14 protein-coding genes are annotated in these 21,189 nt (G+C 72.9%); 8 read left to right on the forward strand and 6 right to left on the reverse strand.

Annotated elements, in window-relative coordinates; genetic code table 11:
* Positions 1–6: 6 nt before the first annotated feature.
* Complete coding sequence (locus ACSRUE_RS08525; protein WP_441290579.1) at positions 7–1,797, forward strand: 1-acyl-sn-glycerol-3-phosphate acyltransferase; 1,791 nt, start codon at positions 7–9, stop codon at positions 1,795–1,797.
* A complete protein-coding gene (locus ACSRUE_RS08530; protein ID WP_437763629.1) occupies positions 1,794–2,738 on the forward strand; it encodes an NAD(P)-binding domain-containing protein in 945 nt (314 codons plus the stop codon). Before ACSRUE_RS08525 ends, ACSRUE_RS08530 begins: the two co-directional genes overlap by 4 nt.
* A 21-nt stretch (positions 2,739–2,759) precedes the next feature.
* Here ACSRUE_RS08530 and ACSRUE_RS08535 read toward each other — a convergent pair whose 3' ends face one another.
* From ACSRUE_RS08535 to ACSRUE_RS08545, 3 genes are all read right to left on the reverse strand, one after another.
* Positions 2,760–3,797, reverse strand: a complete 1,038-nt coding sequence (locus ACSRUE_RS08535) for a M28 family peptidase (RefSeq protein WP_441290580.1) — start codon at positions 3,795–3,797, stop codon at positions 2,760–2,762.
* Between the two features lie 259 nt (positions 3,798–4,056).
* Positions 4,057–5,133, reverse strand: coding sequence for an SUMF1/EgtB/PvdO family nonheme iron enzyme (locus ACSRUE_RS08540; RefSeq protein WP_441290581.1), 1,077 nt, complete (start codon positions 5,131–5,133; stop codon positions 4,057–4,059).
* A 1,830-nt stretch (positions 5,134–6,963) separates the two neighbouring features.
* Positions 6,964–8,781, reverse strand: coding sequence for a right-handed parallel beta-helix repeat-containing protein (locus tag ACSRUE_RS08545; protein ID WP_441290582.1), 1,818 nt, complete (start codon positions 8,779–8,781; stop codon positions 6,964–6,966).
* 236 nt (positions 8,782–9,017) lie between these two features.
* Between ACSRUE_RS08545 and ACSRUE_RS08550 the strand changes: the two genes are divergently transcribed.
* The 4 genes from ACSRUE_RS08550 (at position 9,018) to ACSRUE_RS08565 (ending at position 12,717) form a co-directional block, all read left to right on the forward strand.
* On the forward strand, positions 9,018–9,584 hold the full coding sequence (locus ACSRUE_RS08550; protein WP_437742297.1) for a hypothetical protein: 567 nt from the start codon (positions 9,018–9,020) through the stop codon (positions 9,582–9,584).
* A 196-nt stretch (positions 9,585–9,780) separates the two neighbouring features.
* Positions 9,781–10,884 (forward strand): M50 family metallopeptidase, encoded by a 1,104-nt coding sequence (locus tag ACSRUE_RS08555; RefSeq protein ID WP_441290583.1) that lies wholly within the window; start codon positions 9,781–9,783, stop codon positions 10,882–10,884.
* Between the two features lie 10 nt (positions 10,885–10,894).
* Entirely contained in the window at positions 10,895–11,899 is a 1,005-nt protein-coding gene (locus tag ACSRUE_RS08560) for a hypothetical protein (RefSeq protein WP_441290584.1), read from the forward strand.
* A gap of 98 nt (positions 11,900–11,997) precedes the next feature.
* Positions 11,998–12,717, forward strand: a complete 720-nt coding sequence (locus ACSRUE_RS08565) for a hypothetical protein (RefSeq protein WP_441290585.1) — start codon at positions 11,998–12,000, stop codon at positions 12,715–12,717.
* Positions 12,718–12,800: 83 nt separating this feature from the next.
* Here the strand turns inward: ACSRUE_RS08565 and ACSRUE_RS08570 are convergent, their stop codons facing one another.
* Positions 12,801–14,441: a hypothetical protein gene (locus ACSRUE_RS08570; protein ID WP_441290586.1), complete on the reverse strand. Its 1,641-nt coding sequence runs from the start codon at positions 14,439–14,441 to the stop codon at positions 12,801–12,803.
* A 199-nt stretch (positions 14,442–14,640) separates the two neighbouring features.
* Between ACSRUE_RS08570 and ACSRUE_RS08575 the strand changes: the two genes are divergently transcribed.
* Together ACSRUE_RS08575 and ACSRUE_RS08580 are read left to right on the forward strand one after the other, a co-directional pair.
* Entirely contained in the window at positions 14,641–15,150 is a 510-nt protein-coding gene (locus ACSRUE_RS08575) for a hypothetical protein (RefSeq protein ID WP_441290587.1), read from the forward strand.
* Positions 15,151–16,446: 1,296 nt separating this feature from the next.
* On the forward strand, positions 16,447–16,806 hold the full coding sequence (locus tag ACSRUE_RS08580; RefSeq protein WP_437295800.1) for a hypothetical protein: 360 nt from the start codon (positions 16,447–16,449) through the stop codon (positions 16,804–16,806).
* Positions 16,807–17,119: 313 nt separating this feature from the next.
* Here the strand turns inward: ACSRUE_RS08580 and ACSRUE_RS08585 are convergent, their stop codons facing one another.
* Together ACSRUE_RS08585 and ACSRUE_RS08590 are read right to left on the reverse strand one after the other, a co-directional pair.
* On the reverse strand, positions 17,120–17,347 hold the full coding sequence (locus ACSRUE_RS08585; protein ID WP_162144043.1) for a hypothetical protein: 228 nt from the start codon (positions 17,345–17,347) through the stop codon (positions 17,120–17,122).
* Between the two features lie 180 nt (positions 17,348–17,527).
* A complete protein-coding gene (locus ACSRUE_RS08590) occupies positions 17,528–20,929 on the reverse strand; it encodes a DNA translocase FtsK 4TM domain-containing protein (protein ID WP_441290588.1) in 3,402 nt (1,133 codons plus the stop codon).
* Between the last annotated feature and the right edge of the window lie 260 nt (positions 20,930–21,189).

Raw genomic sequence — 21,189 nt, forward strand, 5'->3', positions numbered from 1 at the left:
AGGCCTATGGACTCCCGCGCTCCCATCTTCGGGTTCAACGACGCGCGCGACGAGATCGTGCGCACCGTGGTCGACCGGGTCGTCGGCTCCACGAGGGATCCGCTGCTCGCCATGAACGAGGCGGCGTATCAGGAGGCGAAGCGGCTCGAGGGGTCCCGGAAGCCGCAGGACGTCCGCGAGCTCGCCGAGTGGCAGCGGCTCGCCCGCTCGCTCGGCCGCATGCACGACGCCGAGCGCCGCCGCCGCCTGCGGGAGCTCTCGGAGGAGTACGCGTGGGACATCGCGGGGAACTTCGACCGGCGCGTCTACCAGCTGTCGTCGCGGCTCCTGCCGCCGGTCGTCAGCGCCCTGATCGCGCCGCGCAAGCTCATGACGGTGGTCCGCGACCCGCTCAAGCTCGTCAGCCTCGAGCTCCTGGCCGACCGGGTGCTCGTGGAGGGGCCGCTCGCGAAGCTCCGCTCGCTCGTGCAGCGTGGCACGGCCGTCTACGTCCCGACCCACCTGTCGAACATGGACTCGATCGTGTTCGGCTACGCCCTCGAGCGCGCCGGCCTGCCGCCCGCCACGTACGGCGCCGGCAAGAACCTGTTCACGAACCCGGTCCTCTCGTTCTTCATGCACAACCTCGGCGCCTACCGCGTCGACCGGCGCATCCGGCACAACCTCTACAAGGACGTGCTGAAGACGTACTCCGGCGTGCTCCTGGAGCGCGGCTACCACTCGCTGTTCTTCCCGGGCGGCACGCGGTCCCGCTCGGGCGGCGTGGAGCGGAAGCTCAAGCTGGGCCTGGTCGGCAGCGCCTTCGAGGCCTACACGCGGACGCTGCAGAGCGGCCGCGAGCGCCGCGTCTTCTTCGTCCCGGCCACGATCAACTACCTCATCACGCTCGAGGCCGAGACGCTGATCGCCGATTTCCTCTCCGAGGCCGGCAAGGGCCGCTTCATCATCGAGGACGACGAGTCGAGCCGCATCGGCCGGATCGCCTCGTTCCTGCGCAAGCTCCTCGCGATGAACGCCGCGGTGGTCATCCGCTTCTCCGAGCCGCTCGATCCGTTCGGCAACCGGGTCGACGAGCTGGGCCGCTCGTTCGACGCCCGCGGTCGCGAGGTCGATCCGGCGAGCTACGTGAAGGATCAGGGCGGCAGGGCGGTCATCGACGCGGCGCGCGACGCCCAGTACGCGCGCGAGCTCGGCGAGGAGATCTGCCGGGCGTACGCGCGCGACACGGTCGTGATGGCGACGCACGTCGTCGCGGCGGCGAGCTTCGCCCGGCTCCGCAGCCAGGCGCCCGCCGCGGATCTCTTCACGGTGCTCCGGCAGCGCGACGTGCTCACGGTGCCGCGCGACGACCTCGCGGCCGACGTGGTGGCCCTCTGCGATCGGCTGCGCGCGCTCGAGCAGCGGGGGTGCATCGTGCTGGGCGAGGACGTCCGGCTCGGCTCGGGTGGGGACATCGTCGAGCGCGCGCTGCGCGCCTTCGCGGGTTACCACTCGTCGCCGGTGCTCGACTCGCGGCCCGACGGCATCGCGCTCTGCGACACCAACCTGCTCTTTTACTACCAGAACCGCCTCGCCGCCCACGGGGTGGCGTGGGACGTGATTGCGCCGCCCGGCGTCCCTTCCGGCCTGCAGGTCCAGCCGCCGCTCCCGCCGCTCGAGCCCGCCTCGCCGCCGCCGCCGCTGGATGAGCCGCGGGGCTCGGCCTCGCCCGTTTCGTCGTCCTCGCCGGCCTCGTCCCGCGCGGGCGAGGCGGACGCGCGCGTGGGCTCGATGAACGGCGCCGGGGGTGGCCAGTGAGCGCCCCGGGGAGCGCGCTTCCGGCGCCTTCGGTGGGGGTCATCGGCGGCGGTTTCTGGGGCGTGGCGCTGGCGCTCGCCGCGAGCCGCACCGGCGCGGAGGTCCTCCTGTACTCCCGCCGCGAGCACCCGCAGATCAAAGGCGGCCCGCGGATCGTGCGGGACCACGCGGAGGTCGCCCGGGCGCGGCTGCTCGTGATCGCGGTGCCGTCGAACGCGGCGCGGACGGCGCTGCGCGCGCTCGGCGATCACATGGACGGCTCGCACCTCGTGATCCACGGCGTGCGCGGCCTCGAGGGTGAGGCGCTGAAGACCGTCTCGGACCTGGTGCGCGAGGAGACCCCGGCGCGCCGGGTGGGTGCCCTGGGCGGCCCGGTGCAGGAAGACGAGCTCCGGGAGGGTCGTCCCTCGGCGATGGTGTGCGGCTCGCGCTTCCCGGAGGTCCACGCCGCGGTGACGGCGGCGTTCCAGTCGGAGGCGCTCCACGTCTACACGACGCCGGATCTCCAGGGCCTGGAGTGGGCGTCGGCGCTTGTCGGCTGCCTCGCCGTCGGCGTCGGCTTCGCCGAGCAGGCGGGCGCGGGGCCGGGGTTGCTCGCCGCGCTGATCTCGAGGGCGGTCGACAGCGCGGCCCGCGTCGCCGCCGCGGCGGGCGCGGAGGAGCGGACGATGCTGGGGCTCGGCGGCTACGGCGACCTGCTCGCCTCGATCCGGCTCGAGGGCCGCCCCGAGGTGGTGCTCGGCAAGGCGCTCGCGCGCGGGCGGACGCTCGACGAGGCGGTCGCGGAGGCCAGGCTGCGGGTGGAGGCGATCCCGCTGATCCCGCGCGTCGTGGCGTTCGCGAAGGCGCGGAAGGTGGATGCGGGGGTGTTCGAGGCGCTCGAGGCGACCCTGAAGGGCGGCGCGCCGAGGGCGGTGCTCGACCGGATGTTCGCGGCGTGAGGCGTGGCGACGGCAGCGCGCTCACTCGTTCGCGAGCGCGAGGACGGCCTGCGCCACGCCGGTGACGACCTTTGCCGCGCGCGCATAGTCGAGCGTATCCGGCGTGTCCTTGTCGGTGTGGTAACGCCGGTTGCGCAGAAACGCCGTGTCCGTGATCATGACCGCTGGATAACCCGCTTCCCAGTAGCTCCGGTGGTCGGACCAGTCCACGCCCTGAACGAGCGCCGGAGCGCTCAGGGAATAGGCGGGTAGATCGGTCGCGCCGCGCATCGCCCCCTTGACGGTGCGAACGAGCGAGAACCCTTCCAGGTTGCCGACCACGGCCACGAAGTTCCCCTTCGTGGGATAGAGCATGGCGAGCGGCGCCAGCGGGAATGCCTGACTGTCCTCCTCGTCGGTGAAATACCCGATCATCTCCAGGCTGATCATCGCCCGGACCTTCACGCCTGCTGCTTGCATTGCATTGGCATGATGGGCGCTTCCCATGTGCTCAGACCGGAAATAGGGCGGCTCCTCCAGCGTGAACGCCACGAGCTCGACCTCGCCCCGGAGGGGCGTCCGGCCGAGCATCCGCCCGAGCTCGAGCAGCCCTGCCACGCCGCTCGCGTTGTCGTCGGCGCCGGGCAAGTCGTCCGCCGCGTCGTAGTGGGCGCCGACCACGACGCGCGCCGGCGAGTCCGGGCCGAACCGGGCGAGCACGTTGCGGTACGTCCGCCCCTCGACATCGTAGAGCTGCTCGGTCACGCGTCCTCCGGCGGCGCTGAGCTCGTCGCGGAGGTACGCCGCGGCGCGGTCCAGCTGCTCGATTTGCCGGTAGCCCCGCGGGCGGAACTCCTCCACGAGCCTCCGGACGTCGCGCTCCATGCGAGCGGGGTCCGCGAAGAGCGCCGGAGCGGGCGGCGGGAGCGTCGCCACGAGGGGCTGGCTGATGCAGACTGCGACGGCCGCGAGGCCGGAGAGGAGCAGCGCCGCGGCTGCCGCGGCCCACCGGCCGTAGCGGGGGCGAAGCCTCGTGATCGCGCGAGCGTCTTCCGTGGTCGTCGCTGCGCCCGTGCTCATCGCGAGGGGAGGACATCTGGGGGAGGCGCCCTGTTCCTGGCGCGGGCAGGAATCGACGGGCGATCCTCCGAGACGGCCGACCGCGACAAGCACGCCGCGGCCGTCTCCGGGGCGCAGCGTCGCTGGGGGCGCCGCCGCGGGCGAGCTCGCCGGGGCCAGCGGGCGCCGGGGCCAGCGGGCGCCGGGGCCAGCGGGCGCCGGGGCCAGCGGGCGCCGGGCGATCTCGGCGCCGGCCCGCGCGTCGCGGCCGGCCGCGACGTCAGCCGCCGTCTCGCTGGCTCGCGTCGATCGCCGCCGGCGCGGCCGGCAGCTCGACGCTGTCGCAGCAGCGGAATCCCGTGGAGTAGTCGTGATAGGCCGGCTCGTGGGCGATGGTGGTGAAGTAGCAGCCGGGGCCGAGCTCGCTTGTCGTGCTGAAGAAGCCGCCCATGAACACGCCGTTTCCCTCGTGCCACGGCTGATCGCGGCGCTCGACGCCTTCGGTGCTCATCCGCATCACGAGCTCGCGATCGACCATGTCGCCGACCCACTCGTGCAGGTTCCCGACCATGTCGTGGACGCCGAGCTCGCTGGCGCAGCCGGCGTGTTCGCCGCTCCTCGCCAGGAAGCCGGGTTTCTGGTCGAGGTCGGGGCTGTTGAAGTGTCGTTCGTAGCTCCACCCGCCCGGCGGGTGCTCGCCGAAGACCTCCCGCAGGAGGTGGGGTTTGCCGGTGTTGCACCGCCCGCGCTCGCCGCGTGGGCCGTAGGGGTAGCGGTGGGCGCCGTTGCCGCGGCAGGCGCGCTGCCATTCCCGCCGCGTGCAGAGGCGCTTGCCGGCGGCGACGCAGGCGGCCTTGGCCTCGACGCGGCTGATGTACGCCTGCGGAAAGGCGCCGGCCGCGCTTCGGGCGAGGTAGCGGACGCCCGGCTCGGGGCGCTTGAAGTGCGGGTGGACGGCGAGCTCCCCGCCGGCGTCGACGACCAGGTGCGCCTCGTAGCGATCGATGCAGAAGCCGCCGACGAGGGCCATGTCGGCGGGGCAGGGGCCGGGCGGCGGGGCGGGGGGGGCGGGCGGCGGGACGCCGGTCGAGCCGAGCGGGGGCGCTTCCGCGGGGGCGACGCCCGGGCTGACCGCGGTCGGCGTGGCATCGGGCGCTGCGCCGCCCGAGATGGCCGCGCCGGCGTGCGCGCTGCCGGCGGATGCCGGCGTTATGAGCGCGGGAGCCGCGGCGGGAGCCGTCCCCTCGGCGGCGTCCGTCATGGGGGGGGCGCCGGGGGCGTCCGCCTTCTTCGCCGAGCTGGCGCCGCCGTCGTTCGGAACGGAGCACGCGGTGAGCCCTACCAGCGCGGCGAGCAAGGCGGAGCCTGCGGGACGTGACGGGCGGTGTCGGGGCGGCGAGGATCTCTTCGACAGGCGAGCCCGGAGGCGATCGCGGGGCGGCGCAGACGGCACGAGGCGGAGTGTACACGCGTCCCGCGCGGCGGCGTGAGATTGCGGTGCGCCCTTCCATCTTGCCCGCCCGCGTGGTCGCGTCGCTCTCGTGGGCTCGCGTCGTCGTAACTGAGATCACGCTGAGGGGAGGAGCGAAGCGTCGAAGTCAAGGCGCCTGTCGCGCTCGATCGGCGGAGCGGTGATGTCGTCTCGACGCAACGGCCCGCGAGAGGCGCTGAGGCTTTTCGCACTACGATGGCGCGCATGAGAATGCGCACATCGCTCCGCTGGCTCGCCGGTGTCGGCATCCTGGTCGTATCCGGCCGTGGGCTGGTGCTCGGCCTCGACGACCTCGAGGACGCCGCACCGGCGGACGCCACGACGGCGACGGGACAGGCGGAGGCTCCACGCGCGTGCCCGAGCACGCGATCGCGTGCTACTCCGGCCCCCCTGGGACGAAGGGCGTCGGGATCTGCGAGGCCGGGACGCGGGCGTGCAAGCAAGACGGCTCCGGGTACGAGGCGTGCCACAAGGAGATCTGGTGGTCGCAGGCTCCTTCTGCGGCTCGATCGACCGCGAAGACCGGTGGTGGGACCTTCTCGGTCGCTCGATCAGAACCCGCGAGCGCTAACACCACTGCGGGAAGTTGCCCCGGATCGGCAGAAAAACCGCCATGGAGCCAAGGTTGCCAAGGGAGAAGAAGAAGTGCCGTCCCGGCATTTCCCCCCTCCCATTCCCCTGGTTTCTTGGCGTCATGGCGGTTTGCATCCCCCTCAGACTTCCAGCAGTAGTGCTAAATCGCCTACTGATTGCACGGATTCACCACGGAATCGCAGCTCTCGTTGCAATCTGCGCAGGTGCATGCGTAAACGGCGTCAATCATCTCTTCCGTCGGTGTGCCAACGTGGTCTGTGTTGCAGCCGCTGAAGCACTGGGGCTGCGGATCGTTTCTCATGCACCCCAGCGCACACAGTTGCCAGAGCTGACATGAAATGTCGTCGCCGCAGGCATCCAGGCAGCCGTTTTGGTTCGCGCAACTCAGGCACGCCACGGCGCTGCCCCCTTCGCTACCCTGGCACTCGTTCAGGCAGTCGGTGAGCTCCTGATCCGCGGGGCCCGCTTCGAGCGACTCGAGCTGCTCGCACGTCGCGCCGACCACGCACCGAGCGCTGCACTCCGCTGCTGGATCTGCGCAGTCGAACGGAAGGGCGTCACACACGGGCAAGCCGCATTCGTCTGCCTTGTCGCAGGCCTGATCGCACACGGTGGCGCCGCCGTCGCTGCCGCCTCCGCCGTCCCCGCCAGCTCCGCTCGACGTCGCGGCCGTCGTCGAGCTGGTGCTCGCCCCTGTCGTGCTGCTCGTCGTTCCCGCGCTGCCGCTCGCTCCGCTTCCCCCGTCCCCGCCAGGGTTCTCCGTCGTCTCGCCCGAGCACGCTGCGAACGCGGCGCCCGCCGCGAGACAGAATACGAACACCAAAGAAGAAGTTCTGCTCCGCATCGCCGTTCTCCTTGGGCACGCCGCGGGTGTTCCACGTTATTGCCCCAACGGCGCGGGATCGTTCGCCTGCTTCATTCCCCCGGCAAGGTTTTTCGCCGAGGAACCCATGCCCGGGCGCGCGCATCCCCGCGACCAGCTTCCGGTGACGCCGTCGCCACCCGAAGGCGGCCCCGTCGTCGCCCTCCTCGCCCCGGCTGCGCCCGGCGCGCCCCCGGCACGCCACGCCGTGCTCGACGATCCCTCGCCGCCGCCTTCCCTCACGGCCCCGGCGACAGCGCCCCGAGCTCCGCGCCTTTGCGCTCCACGCCGAGCAGATCCCGCGCGGGCACCTCGCGCGCATCGCCCTGCCCGAGCAGCATCTTCGACGAGCGCTTCGGCCTGAAATCCGGCCGGCTCGGGTTCAGCTTCCACCAGCCCCCCTCGAGGATCACCCACGGCTCCTCGCTCGCGCGCACCACCTCCGCGGCGAGCCGCGCGCGCGTGATGCCCGTGATCGCCCGCGTCTCCGGCAGCGCCGCCGCCAGGCGCTTCAGGCCGTCCGGCATCCCGCCGTAGCTCACCTGGGTCACCACGTTGTTGTCCGCGTCGAACCGGTAGATGCCCGTGCTCAGCACCTCGATCGACGACGCGGCGTCGTTGACGAAGATGTTGTTCCGCAGCCGGCAGCCCCAGCTCCCGTTGCCGCACTGGAGCGCGGCCCGGCCGCTCGCGTTCATGATCACGGTGTTGTTGCGGATGAGGTTGTTGCGGCAGCCCCACAGCGGGAGCGCCTCCGGGCCGCTCACCTGCTCCGGAGCGCGCGGACCGGGCTCCACGTAGGCCCGGTCGAACGGGTTCGCGTTGTCCCACTGCGCGATCCCGTGGGCGAGGTTGCCGTAAACGAGGTTGTTCTGGATCAGCGAATCCGACAGCCCGGCGAGGTTGATCGCCCCACCGCCGATGCGACCGTTGCCGTTCATCACGTTCTGCTCGATGATGAAGTTGACGCCGCGGCCGTCCGGAAACCCGTACTCGCCGAACCTGTCTGTCGCGAGCTTCATCAGCCCCGCGGCCCAGGCGCGGGTCGGCTCCATCGGCGGATAGCTCCGGAACGAGGGGTGCCTCATCACCTCCTCGAGCGACGCCTCCGGATCGAGGTTCGCCTGGAACCCGCCCGCGTTGTTGCCGAAGAACACGTTGCGACGAACCACGTAGTTGTCCGAGCCGTCGGACGCATAAGCGCCGTGCTCGCGCCCGGAGAGGGCGAACAGGTTGTCCTGCAGGAGGACCGTGTGGCTGTCGGTGGAGTGGAACCCCCACGTGTGATGGTGATGAGAGAAATTGCCGACGACGGCGATGTGGTGCGCGAGCCTGCCGGTCTCGCCGAACGCGCCGTCCACCATGATGCCCGCGCGCGGCGTGCCCGCACGCGGCGCGCCCGGCTCGCTGCTCCCGGCGATGTTGAAGCCCTCGATCACGACGTGGTGCGCTGCCTTCAGGTAAATCATCCAGCGCGGGTCGGCGGCGCACCCCCGGTTGATCACGACCTCGCCCGGGCTCCCCATCGCCTTGAAATGGATGTACCGCTCCTGGCCGGCGCTCGGCTTGTCGCCAATCGAGAACCCCACGTACGTCCCGGGCAACACGGCGATGAGATCGCCGCCGCGCGCCGCGTCCGCCGCCTCCTGGAGCGTCGCGAACGCGCGCGTGACAGGGAGCTCCCGTGGCTCGCCCGCAGCGCCGCGCGCGTTCAGATCGAGCGCGGCCACGCGGATCGTGGCGGGGGCCGGCGCGCCGACGACGAGGACGCGCTCGTGCCGCGCCTGCACTTTCATCGTCTGGCGCACCCACTCGTCGGAGTCCCGCGTGGTCACGAACGGCTCGACGGCCGCGGGCGCCGGCGGCTCTGGCGCCTCGGGGGTCTTCGCCGGCGCGGGCGGCTTCTTCGCCAGCGCCGGCGGGGGCGCCGCGTCCTCGGGCGGCGGCCCCGGGACCTGGATCGTGCCGCTGCACGCGAGCGCGGCGACCGCGACGAGCCCGCCGCCGATGCGCGCGCAGCCACGGGCCAGCTGGATGACGCTTGTCGATCCTCTCATCTGGACGCTCCGGGGAAGGCCGCCCCTCCGAGGTGCGCCGCGCGTGCGGCGCTTGGCTCTCGTTGCCCCGGCTTACCCCAAAGCGCGCGCCTCGGCCAGGGCCCGCGCGCGCCTCGGCCCGCGCCGCGCGCCGCGCGCCGAGCGAGGTGCGACATCGCCTTCCAGCGGCGGCGGTCATGCAGCCGACACGTGCCCGTTTGCTTCCGTCGCTGCCCTTCCTTTGGTACGAAGAGCTCATGAAAGCGCTGCCCTCGCTCGTGAGCGTCGCTCTTGCCGGCGCCACCCTCCTCACGCTCGCGCCCGAAGCGCAGGCGAACATCAAGAATCCGAACGATCACCCCCGCTACTTCGCCGAGCTCGAGCCGCACGGGGACTTCGTCTTCATGCACCGCGACTACGGCCTGAGGCGGTACGGGCCCGGGCGCTACAACGGCTTCGGCGACCCCGAGTTCGGCCTCGGCTTCAGGGCGAGCATCGAGCTCGCCGACCCGGCGTTCATCCCGAAGCTCAACAACACTGTCGCCATCTCGTTCGGGCTGGATCTCACCAACTGCAGGTACTGCCGCCGTGACTTCACCATCTGGAGTCCGGTCACCATGCAGTGGAACTTCTTCTTCACCGATCAGTGGAGCGCGTTCGCCGATCTCGGCGCTGTCGTCCGCACCGACGGGTTCTACAACGACGTGTGGCTCGACTTCGTCACCATGGTCGGCGGCCGCTACCACTTCAACGACAACATGTCGCTCACGATGCGGATCGGGTATCCCTTCTTCAGCGTCGGCGTCTCGTTCTTCGTCGGCTGAGCCGCTCCCCGCTGGCTCTGGCCCTCTGGCGGGCTGAGCCGTCTCGGGCGCTGCCCTCCTGTCGCGCTCTCCCGGCGCGTCCGGGGCCGGCGGGAGCGCGCGGCCTCCGCCGTGGGCGGCCTCTCGCCGGGGCGGGCGTACGGCGCGGACATCGGGCACGTGCGGACAGGGCCCGCCCTGGTTAGACTAGCCGGAGATGGTCGGCTGGTATTTCGTAGGCATCCTCGGTCTCGCCCTGCTGATGGTGGTCCACGAGGGAGGGCACTTCCTCGCCGCGCGCGCTTACGGCATGCGCGTCTTGAAGTTCTCGATCGGCTTCGGCCCCACCTTCTTCAAGGTCGTCCCGAAGGACGGGTACTACTGGTTCACGACCGCCGCGGACAAGGTCCGCGTGCGGCTCTTTCGCCACGACCCGGTGAAGCACGGCCCCACCGTGTTCCAGGTCGCGATGATCCCCTTCCTGGCGTACGTGCAGATCGCGGGGATGAACCCCCTCGAGGAGGTCGATCCCGAGGACAAGGGCAGCTACGCGAACGCGAGCCTGATGGGCCGGATCGCCGCGATCTTCGCCGGTCCGCTCGCCAATTACCTGTTCGCCTCGGTCCTCTTCTTCGCGAGCCTGATGGTGGGCGGCAAGCCCCACCGCCTGACCGACATCGGCGTGGTCGCCGGGATGCCGGCGGCGGCCAGCCTGAAGGACGGCGACCGCATCGTCGAGATCGACGGGACCCCGGTCCACGACTGGGAGAAGATGGCGGAGATCATCTCCAAGAGCCCCGGCCGTCCGCTCGACCTCGTGGTGGAGCGCGCGGGCGAGCGCGTCGAGGCCAAGGTCACGCCCGCGAACGAGAGCGGCTCGGGCAAGATCGGCGTGATCCCCGTCGGGCCGGTCCAGCGGGTGCCGGTGACCGCGGGCGAGGCCGCGCTGCTCGCGCTGAAGATGCCGCCGAAGGTCGTGCAGGACCTGGTCGTCGGGCTCGGCCAGGTCCTCACGGGCAAGATCGAGGGCGAGCTCGGGGGCCCGGCGCGGATGATCGGGGAGACCGCGCAGGCGGCCAAGCGCGGCTTGCCGCACGGGCTCGAATTCCTCGGCGTGCTCTCGGCCTACCTCGGCGCGTTCAACCTGATCCCGTTCCCCGCTCTGGACGGCGGCCGCCTGATGTTCCTGTTTTACGAGGCGGCCACGCGGCGCCGGCCGAACGCGCGCGTCGAGGCGCACATCCACCTGGTCGGCGTGTTCATGCTGCTCGGGCTGATGCTCTACGTCACCGCGAACGACTTCGGCCTCGGGTCGAAGTAGCTTTCCCTGCGTGGCGACGAGGCCGCCCGCGCGGGTTCCGGCGCCCGACGAGCGCCTCGCCCGCGCGGTGATGCGGCTCCTGCTGCGCTGCCTGCCCCTGTTCTTGTTCTGGCCGTGCGCGCGGCCGGCGTCCGCGCTGGCCGCGGCGCCGGGCGCGTGGTCCGACGAGGAAGACGAGGCCGTCTTCGACGTCCCCGCGCCCCCGACGCTCCCCGGGCTCACGCTGCGCGATCCGACCTTCACCTTCGAGTACACGGCGGCCGTGATCGAGCCCGACGCGGCGAGCCGGGCGGGCGGCAAGCTCGCCTTCGCCTGGTACTCGCACGGTGAGATGGAGGTGCCGCTCGTCCCGCGCAAGTGGTTCGTCGGCGCGGTGCATGACAGCGCCGCGGCGAGCGTCCCGGGGGTCGAGCGGTCGATCCTGCTCGGGAGCCCCGAGCTGTACGGGCGCGGCGTCTGGTCGAGCGTGCGCGGGCTCGCCTCCGGCGGGGGCTTCGGCCTCGTGCTCCCGGTCCCGCGCGACGTCTCGCGCGACCAGGCCGAGGTGCTCCGGACGGCGCGCGTGGTGCGGCCGTGGGACGAGACGCGCTTCCGGGAGCTCACGCTCACGTTCCGCCCCTGGTTCGACATGCGGCACATCACCGGGCCGTTCATCTTCCAGCTCAGGCAGGGCCTCGACTGGTCGCTGCTCGTGCGCGGCCCGCGGTCCGGGGAGCGCCGCACCGACATCACGGCGCACACGGCGTTCTACTTCGGCTACCGGATCGCGAGGCCGGTCGGGGTGGGTCTGGAGCTGTGGGAGGTCTACCAGCTGACCCAGGACGTGCTGGACGACCGGCGCGCGACGTTCGCGGTCTCGCCGAGCGTCCGCTTCATCCTGTCGAACGTGCAGCCGGCGCTGAGCGTGCTCTTGCCGGTCACGACCCCGCTGCGCGGCGACGTCGCATCGTATTATGCCGCGCGGTTCAGCGTCGGGTTCACCTTCCCGACAGGCGCTCGACGGGCTCCCCCGTGAGCGCGGCGGGCGCGCTCGCCGGGCGCGCTTCAGCCGAAGGCGCGGGCTCGGCTTCGAGTGTGCGTGCATCCAGCGCGGGCGCTCGGTACCCTGGCCGCGTGGTCAACGCAGGATGGCTCCGGCGCGGTCTGGTTCTCGCGGCGCTACTCGGCCCGGCCGGCTGCTCGACCCAGCTCGTGAGCCTGAACGAGGGGCCCCGCGAGTACGTCGCGACGGACTACGAGAACGTGCTGCGCAGCTGGACGCGCACGGAGCACCTGTTTGCGCTCTCCGAGCTCGACAACTTCCTCACCGCCACCGCGACCTTCGAGTCGTGGGACTTCCGCTGGGCCTACGTGGTCCGCTACGCGCAGGACTACCGGCTCACGATCGAGCAGCGGCAGAAGCTGCTCGAGAAGACGCTCGAGGAGACGCGCCAGCGCCATCAGTTCTTCGTCGCGATCTTCGGGGGGGAGCGCAAGTACAACGACCTCTCGACGCCGAACAGCGCGTGGATCGTGCGGCTGATCGACGACACCGGGAACGAGACGGCGCCCGAGGAGATCGTCGCGATCACCAAGCCGAACGCGCTCGAGCGGACCTACTTCCCGTACAACACGGTGTGGCGCCAGGCGTTCCGCATCCGCTTCCCGCGCGCGACCGCGGACGGGAAGCCGACGATCTCGCCGAGCGCGAGGTGGTTCGGGCTCCGCTTCGCCGGGGCGCAGGGCAACAGCGAGCTCGTCTGGCAGGTCAACGAGGAAGCGGAGCCCATCGATCCTGCCGAGCTGGAGCAGGAGGCCGCGCGGCCGCTGCGGCCGAGGCGCGGCCAGCTGTAGCTCCGCCCGCCGGGCATCCCGCCAGGGCTCGCTGACGCGCGGAGCCAGCCGGGCCCCGCGCGGCGCTGGCTCCGCGCGCCGCCTCAGCCGCGCTGAGCGTTCATCGAGACCGCCTGCGCCAGGATGGAGAGCAGCTCGGGCGTGCTCTCGAACAGCTCGCGCAGCGTGGGGTGGTCGGCGAGGAGCACGAGCGCGCCGCCCCCGGCGGCGCGAGCGATCGACGGCGCCGGCTGGCCTCCGAGCAGCTCCGAGGCGAACAGGAGCTCGCCGGGCCTCGCGGTGCCTGCGATCGCCTGCGATCGCTCCGCGACCAGCTCCAGCGCGCCGGCGCCGATGATCACGAGCCCGGGGATGGGGTTGCCGGCGTGGATGAAGTGCTCGCCGGGCGCCAGGCCGCGCAGCTGGAGCCGGCCGAGGACGCGGCGCAGCAGCGGTTCTTCGAGCTCGCCCAGCGGCCCCATCGTGGCGCCTGCGAGCGACTGGATGCGGTCTGCGACGGTGCGCAGCTCGTCGAGCACCCAGGGGCAGCTGCGGAGCGCGTGATCGATGGTCGCCTGGCCCCAGATCGCCACCCGCGCGCCGTCCGCGCCGGCGACGACGCGCAGGGGGATGCCTTCCGCGAGCGTCCCTCGAGACGGCACGAGCGTCCTCGTCGCGGCGCGCTCGGCGGGGATATCGACGATGTTCGCGCACACGGCGGCGTCCCCGCGCAGCACCAGCGCCGCCCCGTCGACGGCGAGCTCCTCGTCGGACGAGAGGTCTTCCACGCGCGCTGCGAGCGCGAGCTCGTCGTGCATCTCCTCGGGCAGGTCCGCGAACGCCTCGATCTGCTCCAGGTCGCGGCCGGTGAGGGCCGCGGCGTCAGCGGCTGGCGCGGCGCTGGCCGCGCCGGGCCGCGGCAGATCCGGCGCGATCTCCGGTGCGAGGTCGCGGGCCGCGAGCGCCTCCGCCTCCGGTGGCGCGCTGGGCGGCGCGTCGAGCGCCATCGCGGTGAGGTCGGCGCTCTCGCCTGCGGCCGACCGCCGCCGCTCGTCCGAGGGCACATCGAGGAGCGGCGCCTCGGCGAGATCGGGGAGGGCCTCGTCCGAGGCCGGCGCGCGGGCGTCGGCGGCGGACGCAGGCCGCGGCGCGGCGTCGGGCGCCTGGGCCGGGGGCTCCTCGACGAGCGCGAGGTCCGCGTCGTCGAGCAGCTCTTCCACGGGCTCCGGCGCGGGCTCGCCCGGGGCTTCATCGAGCGCGCGCGGGCGCGGCGCCTGGACCTCGGCGCCGTGGGGCGCGGGCTCGCCGCGGGACGGGGTGGCCTTCGTCTGCAGGTCGTCGTCCTGCTCCGCTGCCTGCGGCGAAGGCGGAGGGGTGGCGAGCCGGCTCGACATCGGCGCTTCGAGGTCGCTGTCGGAGAGCTCGATGACGACCGTCCCCTCGATCGTCGACTCCGCGGGCGACGCGTCTGCGCTCGCAGGGGGCTCGATCTGTGCGCCGTCGCTCGCGGAATTTGCGGTGCCCTTCGCGGGGATGCTGTCGGCCGAGGCCCCGAGGTGTCCCGGGGGTTCGTTTCCGGTGGGCGTCGCCGGGCGGGGGCGCGCCGCCGCAGGCGCCGGGGGCGCGGGAGGTCGCGCGGAGATCGGCTTCCGCTTGAGCGTCAGATCGAGCGGCGCGGCCGAGGTGATGACCTCGTCTTCGTCTTCGTCGCCCGGCTGTGGCGTCGAGGGATGCCTGCGGGCCACGAGGTACGTGTCGCCGTTCGACGTGATGATCTCCTGGGGAGGCCGCGGCGGCGCGGCTGGCTCCGCGTCCTCGGACCACGGGTCGAGGATCGGCTCGCGCGGCCTGCGTTTGGAGCTGATCGCTCCCTGTGCGGGCGCGGCCGTGCCTGTGCGGGCCGCCGTGGGCGTCGGGGCCTCGGCCTCGACGACGATCTCGCCGATGTCGTCGCTGGGCGCGTGCTCGTCGGCGGGAGCTGGAGGGCTCGGGGCCTGGTGCGACGCCGAAGTCTGGAGCGAAGCCGCTGCGACCAGAGGCGCGGCGGATACCGGCAACGATGGCGCGGCGGGCTGCGCGGGCGGCGGGACGGACGCCGGCGATGGCGCGGCGAGCGGCGGCGCGGCAGGTGATGGAGGCGGCGCGGCGGCCCCCGAGGGTGCATCGGGAGGCGCAGCAGGCGGCGCGGCCGGGATCGACGAGGCCAGCGGCGGCGCCGCGGGGGGCGGAAGCGCGCCGGGCGGCGGTGTCGCGGAGGTCAGCGTGGGCGGCGGCGCCGTCGGGGGAGGCAGCGCCTGCGGGTGTGGCGGCGTGCTGATCGACGGCTGCGGCGGCGCGAAAGACGGCGGCGACACCGGCGGGGGGAGCACCTGCGGGGGCGCAAGCACGCCGGCCGACGGCGCCGCGTGTGTCGGCACGGCGGGCGGAGGCGGAGGTTGCGGGCGCGGAGGTTGAAAAGACGGCGGATGCGGTGCTGGCGCAGGCTGCGGGCGCGGGGGCGCCAGAGGCGGCGGGTGCGACGCGGGTGGAGACCCCAACGTGGGCGGATGCGGCGCTGGTGGAGACCCCAACGTGGGCGGATGCGGCGCTGGTGGAGACCCCAACGTGGGCGGATGCGACGCGGGTGGAGGCCCGAACGACGGCGGGTGCGGCGCTGGCGGAAGTCCGAGGGACGCCGGATGCGGCGCTGGCGGAGGTCTGAACGACGGCGGGCGCGATGCGGGCGCGGCGCCTCTTGCCATCGGCGGCTGCGGCTCCGCGATGAGGCTCGGCAGCGGAGCAGGTAGAGGTACCGCCGGCAGCGCCGACGGGGGTCGCGGTGCCGCGGGCGGTGGCTCGCTCATGGAGCGTGTCCCGGCGGGGCGCGGGGGCTGCAGGGGGCTCATCGCGGGGTCGGATCGGCCGCGCTCCGGCGATGGAGGTAGGGCAGACTGCAGCTCCTGCGGCGTGGGCACGGAGGCGGCGCGAGGAGGGATCGAGGACGGCCGCCGCGATGCTCCCCGCGGTACGGCCGGCGGTGGTATCGGGGCGGGCGGTCGCGCGCTCGGCGTCTTCGCCGGCGCTGTCACCTGAAGCGGGTCCGTGGTGAGCTGCTGCCGGAACGACGGAACCCCCGGCGCGGGAGGAAGCGGCGGAATGGCGTTCGCCATGGGGGCGGGCAGCGGAGCCGCCGGCGGTGGCTGACTCCGGTACATCGCGCCGGTCTGGACGCTGGGCGCAGCCGCCGGCGGTGCGGAGGGCGCGGCCGACGGCGCCAGCGGTTGCGCGTGCGGTGGGTCGAGCCGCTGCGGGTACGCGGCGGGCGGCGGCTGCGAGCGCGACACGGGCGGCGCCACCGGCGCGAAGGGCGGCGGCTGCGAGCGCGACACGGGCGGAGCCGCCGGCGCGAAGGGCGGCGGCTGTGAGGGCGACACGGGCGGCGCCACCGGCGCGAAGGGCGGCGGCTGCGAGCGCGACACGCCAGGCGGCGCCGCCGGCGCAAAGGGCGGCGGCGGCGGCTGAACGGGCGGCGCAGCCTGCGGGAAGGCACCGCCGGGAGACTGCTGCGTCGGCCGCTGCGCCATCGGCGGCGTGGGGGGCGACGTGCTGCCTTGCGCATGGCCGGGCGGCGCGGGGGAGAACGGCGCGATCGGTCGTGCTCCGGCGCCCTGCCCGCCCTCTGCACCCGGGCGGAGCGGCGGCGACGGCGGGGACGATCCCGTCAGTCGCTCTGCTTCGGCCGCCAGCTCCGGCTGCGAGAGCGGTTCGAACATGTCGATCTCGATCGAGGGCATCGAGGCGCGCAGCTCCTGGGTGAGCGACATGCGGCGGCGCCAGGTCTGCTCGTCCGACGGCGGCGCCTCGTCAGAGGACGGAGGCGGCGCGTCGCCTTCGCTGTCGATGGTCTCCAGGAGATCGGGATCGCTCGGCTGCCCGACCTCCGAGGCCATGACCTCCTCGAGCGCCGTCACGCACAGCCCGAGCTCCGAGGCGCGGAACGGCTGCCCGGCCGCCCCGGCGGCGTCGGCCGCGCGTCGCAGCCACACGATAGCGTCGCGCCGCTCGCCGCGCGCCCACAGCGCGCTTGCCGTGGAGATCCCCCACACGACATCTTCATCGTCATTCGGGTGAGGTTCGGGGAGGGCGACCACGCGGTTCGCCATGAGCAACACCACCTATCACAGGCCCCACTGCGGCCGTTTACCCCATGGTACCGAGCGAGCCGACGTCCCGGATCGGGCGTCGCGCGAGCCCCGCGGCGCGGAAAGCCGCGCCGCCCAGGAGCTTAGCCGCGCTCGCTACGGCACGTACAAATTACGGTACGGATGTCGCTTTTAGCGCTCGCCTCGCCATCGTCGCCCATCAGACGCACCGTCAGGTGCCCGTCAGAACCCGGTGCTGGCACACATGCGGGTGCGTCCGCGGCCTGTGCAATGACGGCGGGTCAGGTGGAGCGCCGTCCACCGATGCGCCGCGGCCGGCAGCCCAGGACCGCCGCGCGACGGCACATCTCCTCGACACCATCCCGCGATGCGGCCTCTCCGGGCATGCGTCTCGCGAGCCAGCCGATGAGCGTCAGCCCCGCTGCGCGGGCGTCTGCGGGCATCGTCCCGTCGTTCAGGAGGCTCGCGATCTGGGCGATCAGACGCGTGCGCGTTTCCTCGGGCGCCATCCTGGGTGCTCCATGAAGCATTCGAACGGGAAAGTCAAAAGAACCGCCATGCCGGCGCGCAGCCCCGTCGACGGGCACCTCGACGCTGTGTGCTCCTCGACATCCCGTCTGTCCCGCTTGCCTGGGTCGGCGGCGTGCCAACTCCCTCTGTGCAGTGGCGTCAAGATAAATCACATAGGGTCAAATCGGCGCGATCAGCACCTCGCGATCCTTCGCGCCGTTCGCGGGCCCGACGAGCCCGCGCTTCTCCATCGCCTCGACCAGCTTGGCCGCGCGGTTGTAGCCGACGCCGAGCTTGCGCTGCAGCCACGAGGTCGAGCAGCGCCGGGTGTCGGCCACGATGCGAACCGCGGCGTCGTACATCGGATCGGCCTCCGCGTCGGACGTGTCGGGCTCCTCACCCTCCTCGTCTCGGGGCCGGAGGATCGCCTCGTCGTAGACGGGCTCGCCCTGGAGCCGGAGGAAGTCGGTGATCCGCTGGACCTCCTCCTCCGAGCAGAACGGGCACTGGACGCGGCGCGTATCGTTCGAGCCGTTCATCTTGATCAGCATGTCGCCGCGGCCGAGCAGGTGCTCCGCGCCCTGCTCGTCGAGGATCGTCCGGCTGTCCACCTTCTGGGCGACGCGGAAGGCGATGCGCGTCGGGAAGTTCGCCTTGATCATGCCGGTGATCACGTCGACGCTCGGCCGCTGCGTCGCGAGGATCACGTGCATGCCGGCGGCGCGCGCCTTCTGCGCGAGGCGGGCCACGCTCGCCTCCACGTCCTTGCCCTGCTGCATCATGAGGTCGGCGAACTCGTCGACCACGATCACGATGAACGGGATCTTCTCCGGCAGCGCCGCGTCCGATCCGTCCTTCGCCGCGTCGATCTCCACCTCGAGCCCGTCGGCGCCGACGGCGCTCACCTTGGCCGGGGGCTTCGGCGGGCGCGCCTCGCCGCGCTGCACGCGCTCGACCCAGGCGTTGTAGGTCGTGATGTTCTTCGTCCCCGCGTTCGCGAAGAGCTGGTACCGGCGCTCCATCTCGTCGACCGCCCACTTGAGCGCGTTCGCCGCCTGCTTCATGTCCGTCACGACCGGCAGGAGCAGGTGCGGGATGCGGTCGAAGGGCGCGAGCTCGACGACCTTGGGATCGATCATCAGCAGCCTGAGCTCCTCCGGCGTCTTGCGGAAGAGCAGGCTCACCAGCATCACGTTGAGGCCCACGCTCTTGCCCGCGCCGGTCGCGCCCGCGACGATGACGTGCGGCATCGACGCGAGGTCGGCGAAGTACGGCGTCCCGATGATGTCGCGGCCGAGCACGCACGGCAGCGGCGCCTTCATCTCGACGAAGCGGCGATCCTCGACGAGCTCGCGCAGGTTGACGGGCAGGCGGTGCTCGTTCGGGATCTCGAAGCCGATCCGGTTCTTGCCGGGGATGGGGGCGACGATGCGGACCTTGCGCGAGAGGCCGAGCGCGAGGTCGTCCGCGAGGCCTGCGACCTTCGACACCTTGGTGCCGGCGGCGGGAGAGACCTCGAACGTCGTGACGGTCGGCCCCGGGTGGATCTCCTCGACCTTCCCGCTGACGCCGTAGTCGGCGAGCGTCTTCTCGAGGAGCTGCGCGGTCGCCTTCAGCTGATCCGCGTCGAGCTGCAGGCGCCCGCCCGCGGCCGCCTCGAGCATGTCCGTCAGCGGCAGGCGGAAGCCCGCCCCGGCCGCCGGGACGACCTTCACCACGGCCGGCTTCTCGCTGACGAGCTCGCGGCTCGTATCGACGATCGTCGGGTCGCGCGGCGCGACCCCGCGAGCCCGCTCCGGGCCGATGGCGGGCGAGGGCTCGCGATGAGCCATCGCGGCGTCCGGCGCGCGCGCGGGCAGCTCGCGATGAGCCATCGCGGCGTCCGGCGCGCGCGCGGGCAGCTCGCGGTGGGCCATCGCGGCGTGCGGCTCGCGCGCGGGCAGCTCGCGATGAGCCGCCGCGGCGTGCGGCTCGCGCGCGGGCAGCTCGCGATGAGCCGCCGCGGCGTGCGGCTCGCGCGCAGGCAGCTCGCGCGCCGGTGGCTCGCGCCGCTGGCGCACGGGCAGGATGGGCGACGGCGTCGGTACGTCGACCTCGTCCGGTTCTCCGAGAGCGGTCACCATCTCGTCGTCGCCCGGGTCGAGCGCCGCGAGCGCCACCGGCTCGTCCTCGTCGAGGTCGCCCTGCTCCTCGTCGAAATTGCCCTGCTCCTCGTCGAGGTCGCCCTGCTCCTCGTCGATGTGCGCCTCGCCTCCGAACGGCGGCTCTTCGCTGTCCTCCTGGGCGGCGGCGCCGCGCGGCGCCGCGGGAGACGCTGCGCGACGCCGCGTCGCTCGGCGCTGCGTTCCCTCGCGCGGCTCGGCGGCGCGCTGCGCCCGGCCGCGCTGCTCGGCGCCGTGCGACACCGCCTCGCGCGGCTCGTCGTCCCGCTGCGCTGCCTCGCTGGGCTCGGCGCCGTGGGTCACCACCTCGTGCGTCTCACCGCCGTGGATCACCAGCTCGTGCGGCTCGGCGCCGTGGGTCACCACCTCGTGCGCCTCACCGCCATGGATCTCCACCTCGCGCGGCTCGGCGTCGCGCGGCTCTGCGCCCCGCTGCGCCGCTTCACGCGGCTCCTTCGCCTGCGCCTTCCGCCCGCGCCGCGGCTTCGCCGGGGCGGCCGGCTCCTCGGGGGACGCGTCGAACGGCGCGCTCTTCCAGAGATCGAGCGCCGGCGCCTCGACGGGCGCCGGCTCGACGGGCGTCGCCCTGGCGGCGGGATCGGAGGGCCGCTCGTCGGTGTCGTCGGCCAGCGCGGCGATGATCGCGTCCGGGCTCGAGTTGCGCGCGATGATCGGCGGCGCGTTCTGCGTCTTGGCCTCGGTCTGCCGCTCCAGGTCGCGCGCCGCGGCCCACGCCCCGAAGAGCGCGCGCGCCCAGCCGGCGACGCGCGCGGCGATGGCGATCGCGAGCTGCTCGGCCCGGTGCGCGAGCTCGATGAACGAGAACGTCGCGCGGCCCATCAGGATGAGCGCGACGATGGTGAGCCCGATGATGTAGGACCCGATGTTCGAGAAGAGCGCGCGCAGCACCTCCCCGAACAGCTCGCCCACGGCCCCGCCGAGCGGCATCGCGCCGAACGCGACCGCGCTCGGGAACGCGACGTGCGCGAGCGCCGCGAGCACGATGACCACCACGATGTCGCCGCTCAGCCGGAACAGGCTGGCGATCGAGCGCTTCGCCCCCAGGAGCGGCATCGCGAGCAGCGCGAGCTCGAGCGGGACGAACCACGCGACGACGCCGATCGCCTCGATCGACGTCCCCGCGAGCGCAGCGCCCACGGGGCCCACCCAGTCGTCGCCGGACACCTCCGGCCGCAGCGGATCCCCGCGAAAGGACGCGAGCGCCAGCGCGCTGTACAGGGCGGAGACCAGCAGAACCAGCGCCGCCGCATCCCGGGCGTAGCTATGGCCTGGCGGCACAGCAGGACCCGCGATCCCTGCTGGGCTGGTCCGCGCGGCGCCGCGCGCCCCGGACCGCAGGGGCTCGCCAAGGCCGGCGGCGGGCTGGGCGCGGCGAGGAGCGAACAAGGGGACGTGCATACCTACCTGTACCTACTTTGCTCACATATGCGCACTGCGCTCGGGGGGCAAGAAGTATGGGAGGACTGCAAGAAGTGGAAGAGACCGGAAGAGGCGGGGCGGACAAGGAAGGGGCGAGGCGGCGTGGGCGCTGCCCTGCGCGCGCGGCTTGGCTCGCCCGGGAAGGCGAAACGCAGCCGCTTTCGGGCAGCGTGGGCGAGGGGGAGGGCGCCGGGAGGGCGGGGGATCGCCGGCCGCCTGCGCGCTGGAGTTCTGGCCAG

Origin of the sequence: Sorangium sp. KYC3313, assembly GCF_052075895.1 — a bacterium.
GTDB classification, from domain to species: Bacteria; Myxococcota_A; Polyangia; order Polyangiales; family Polyangiaceae; genus Sorangium; species Sorangium cellulosum_B.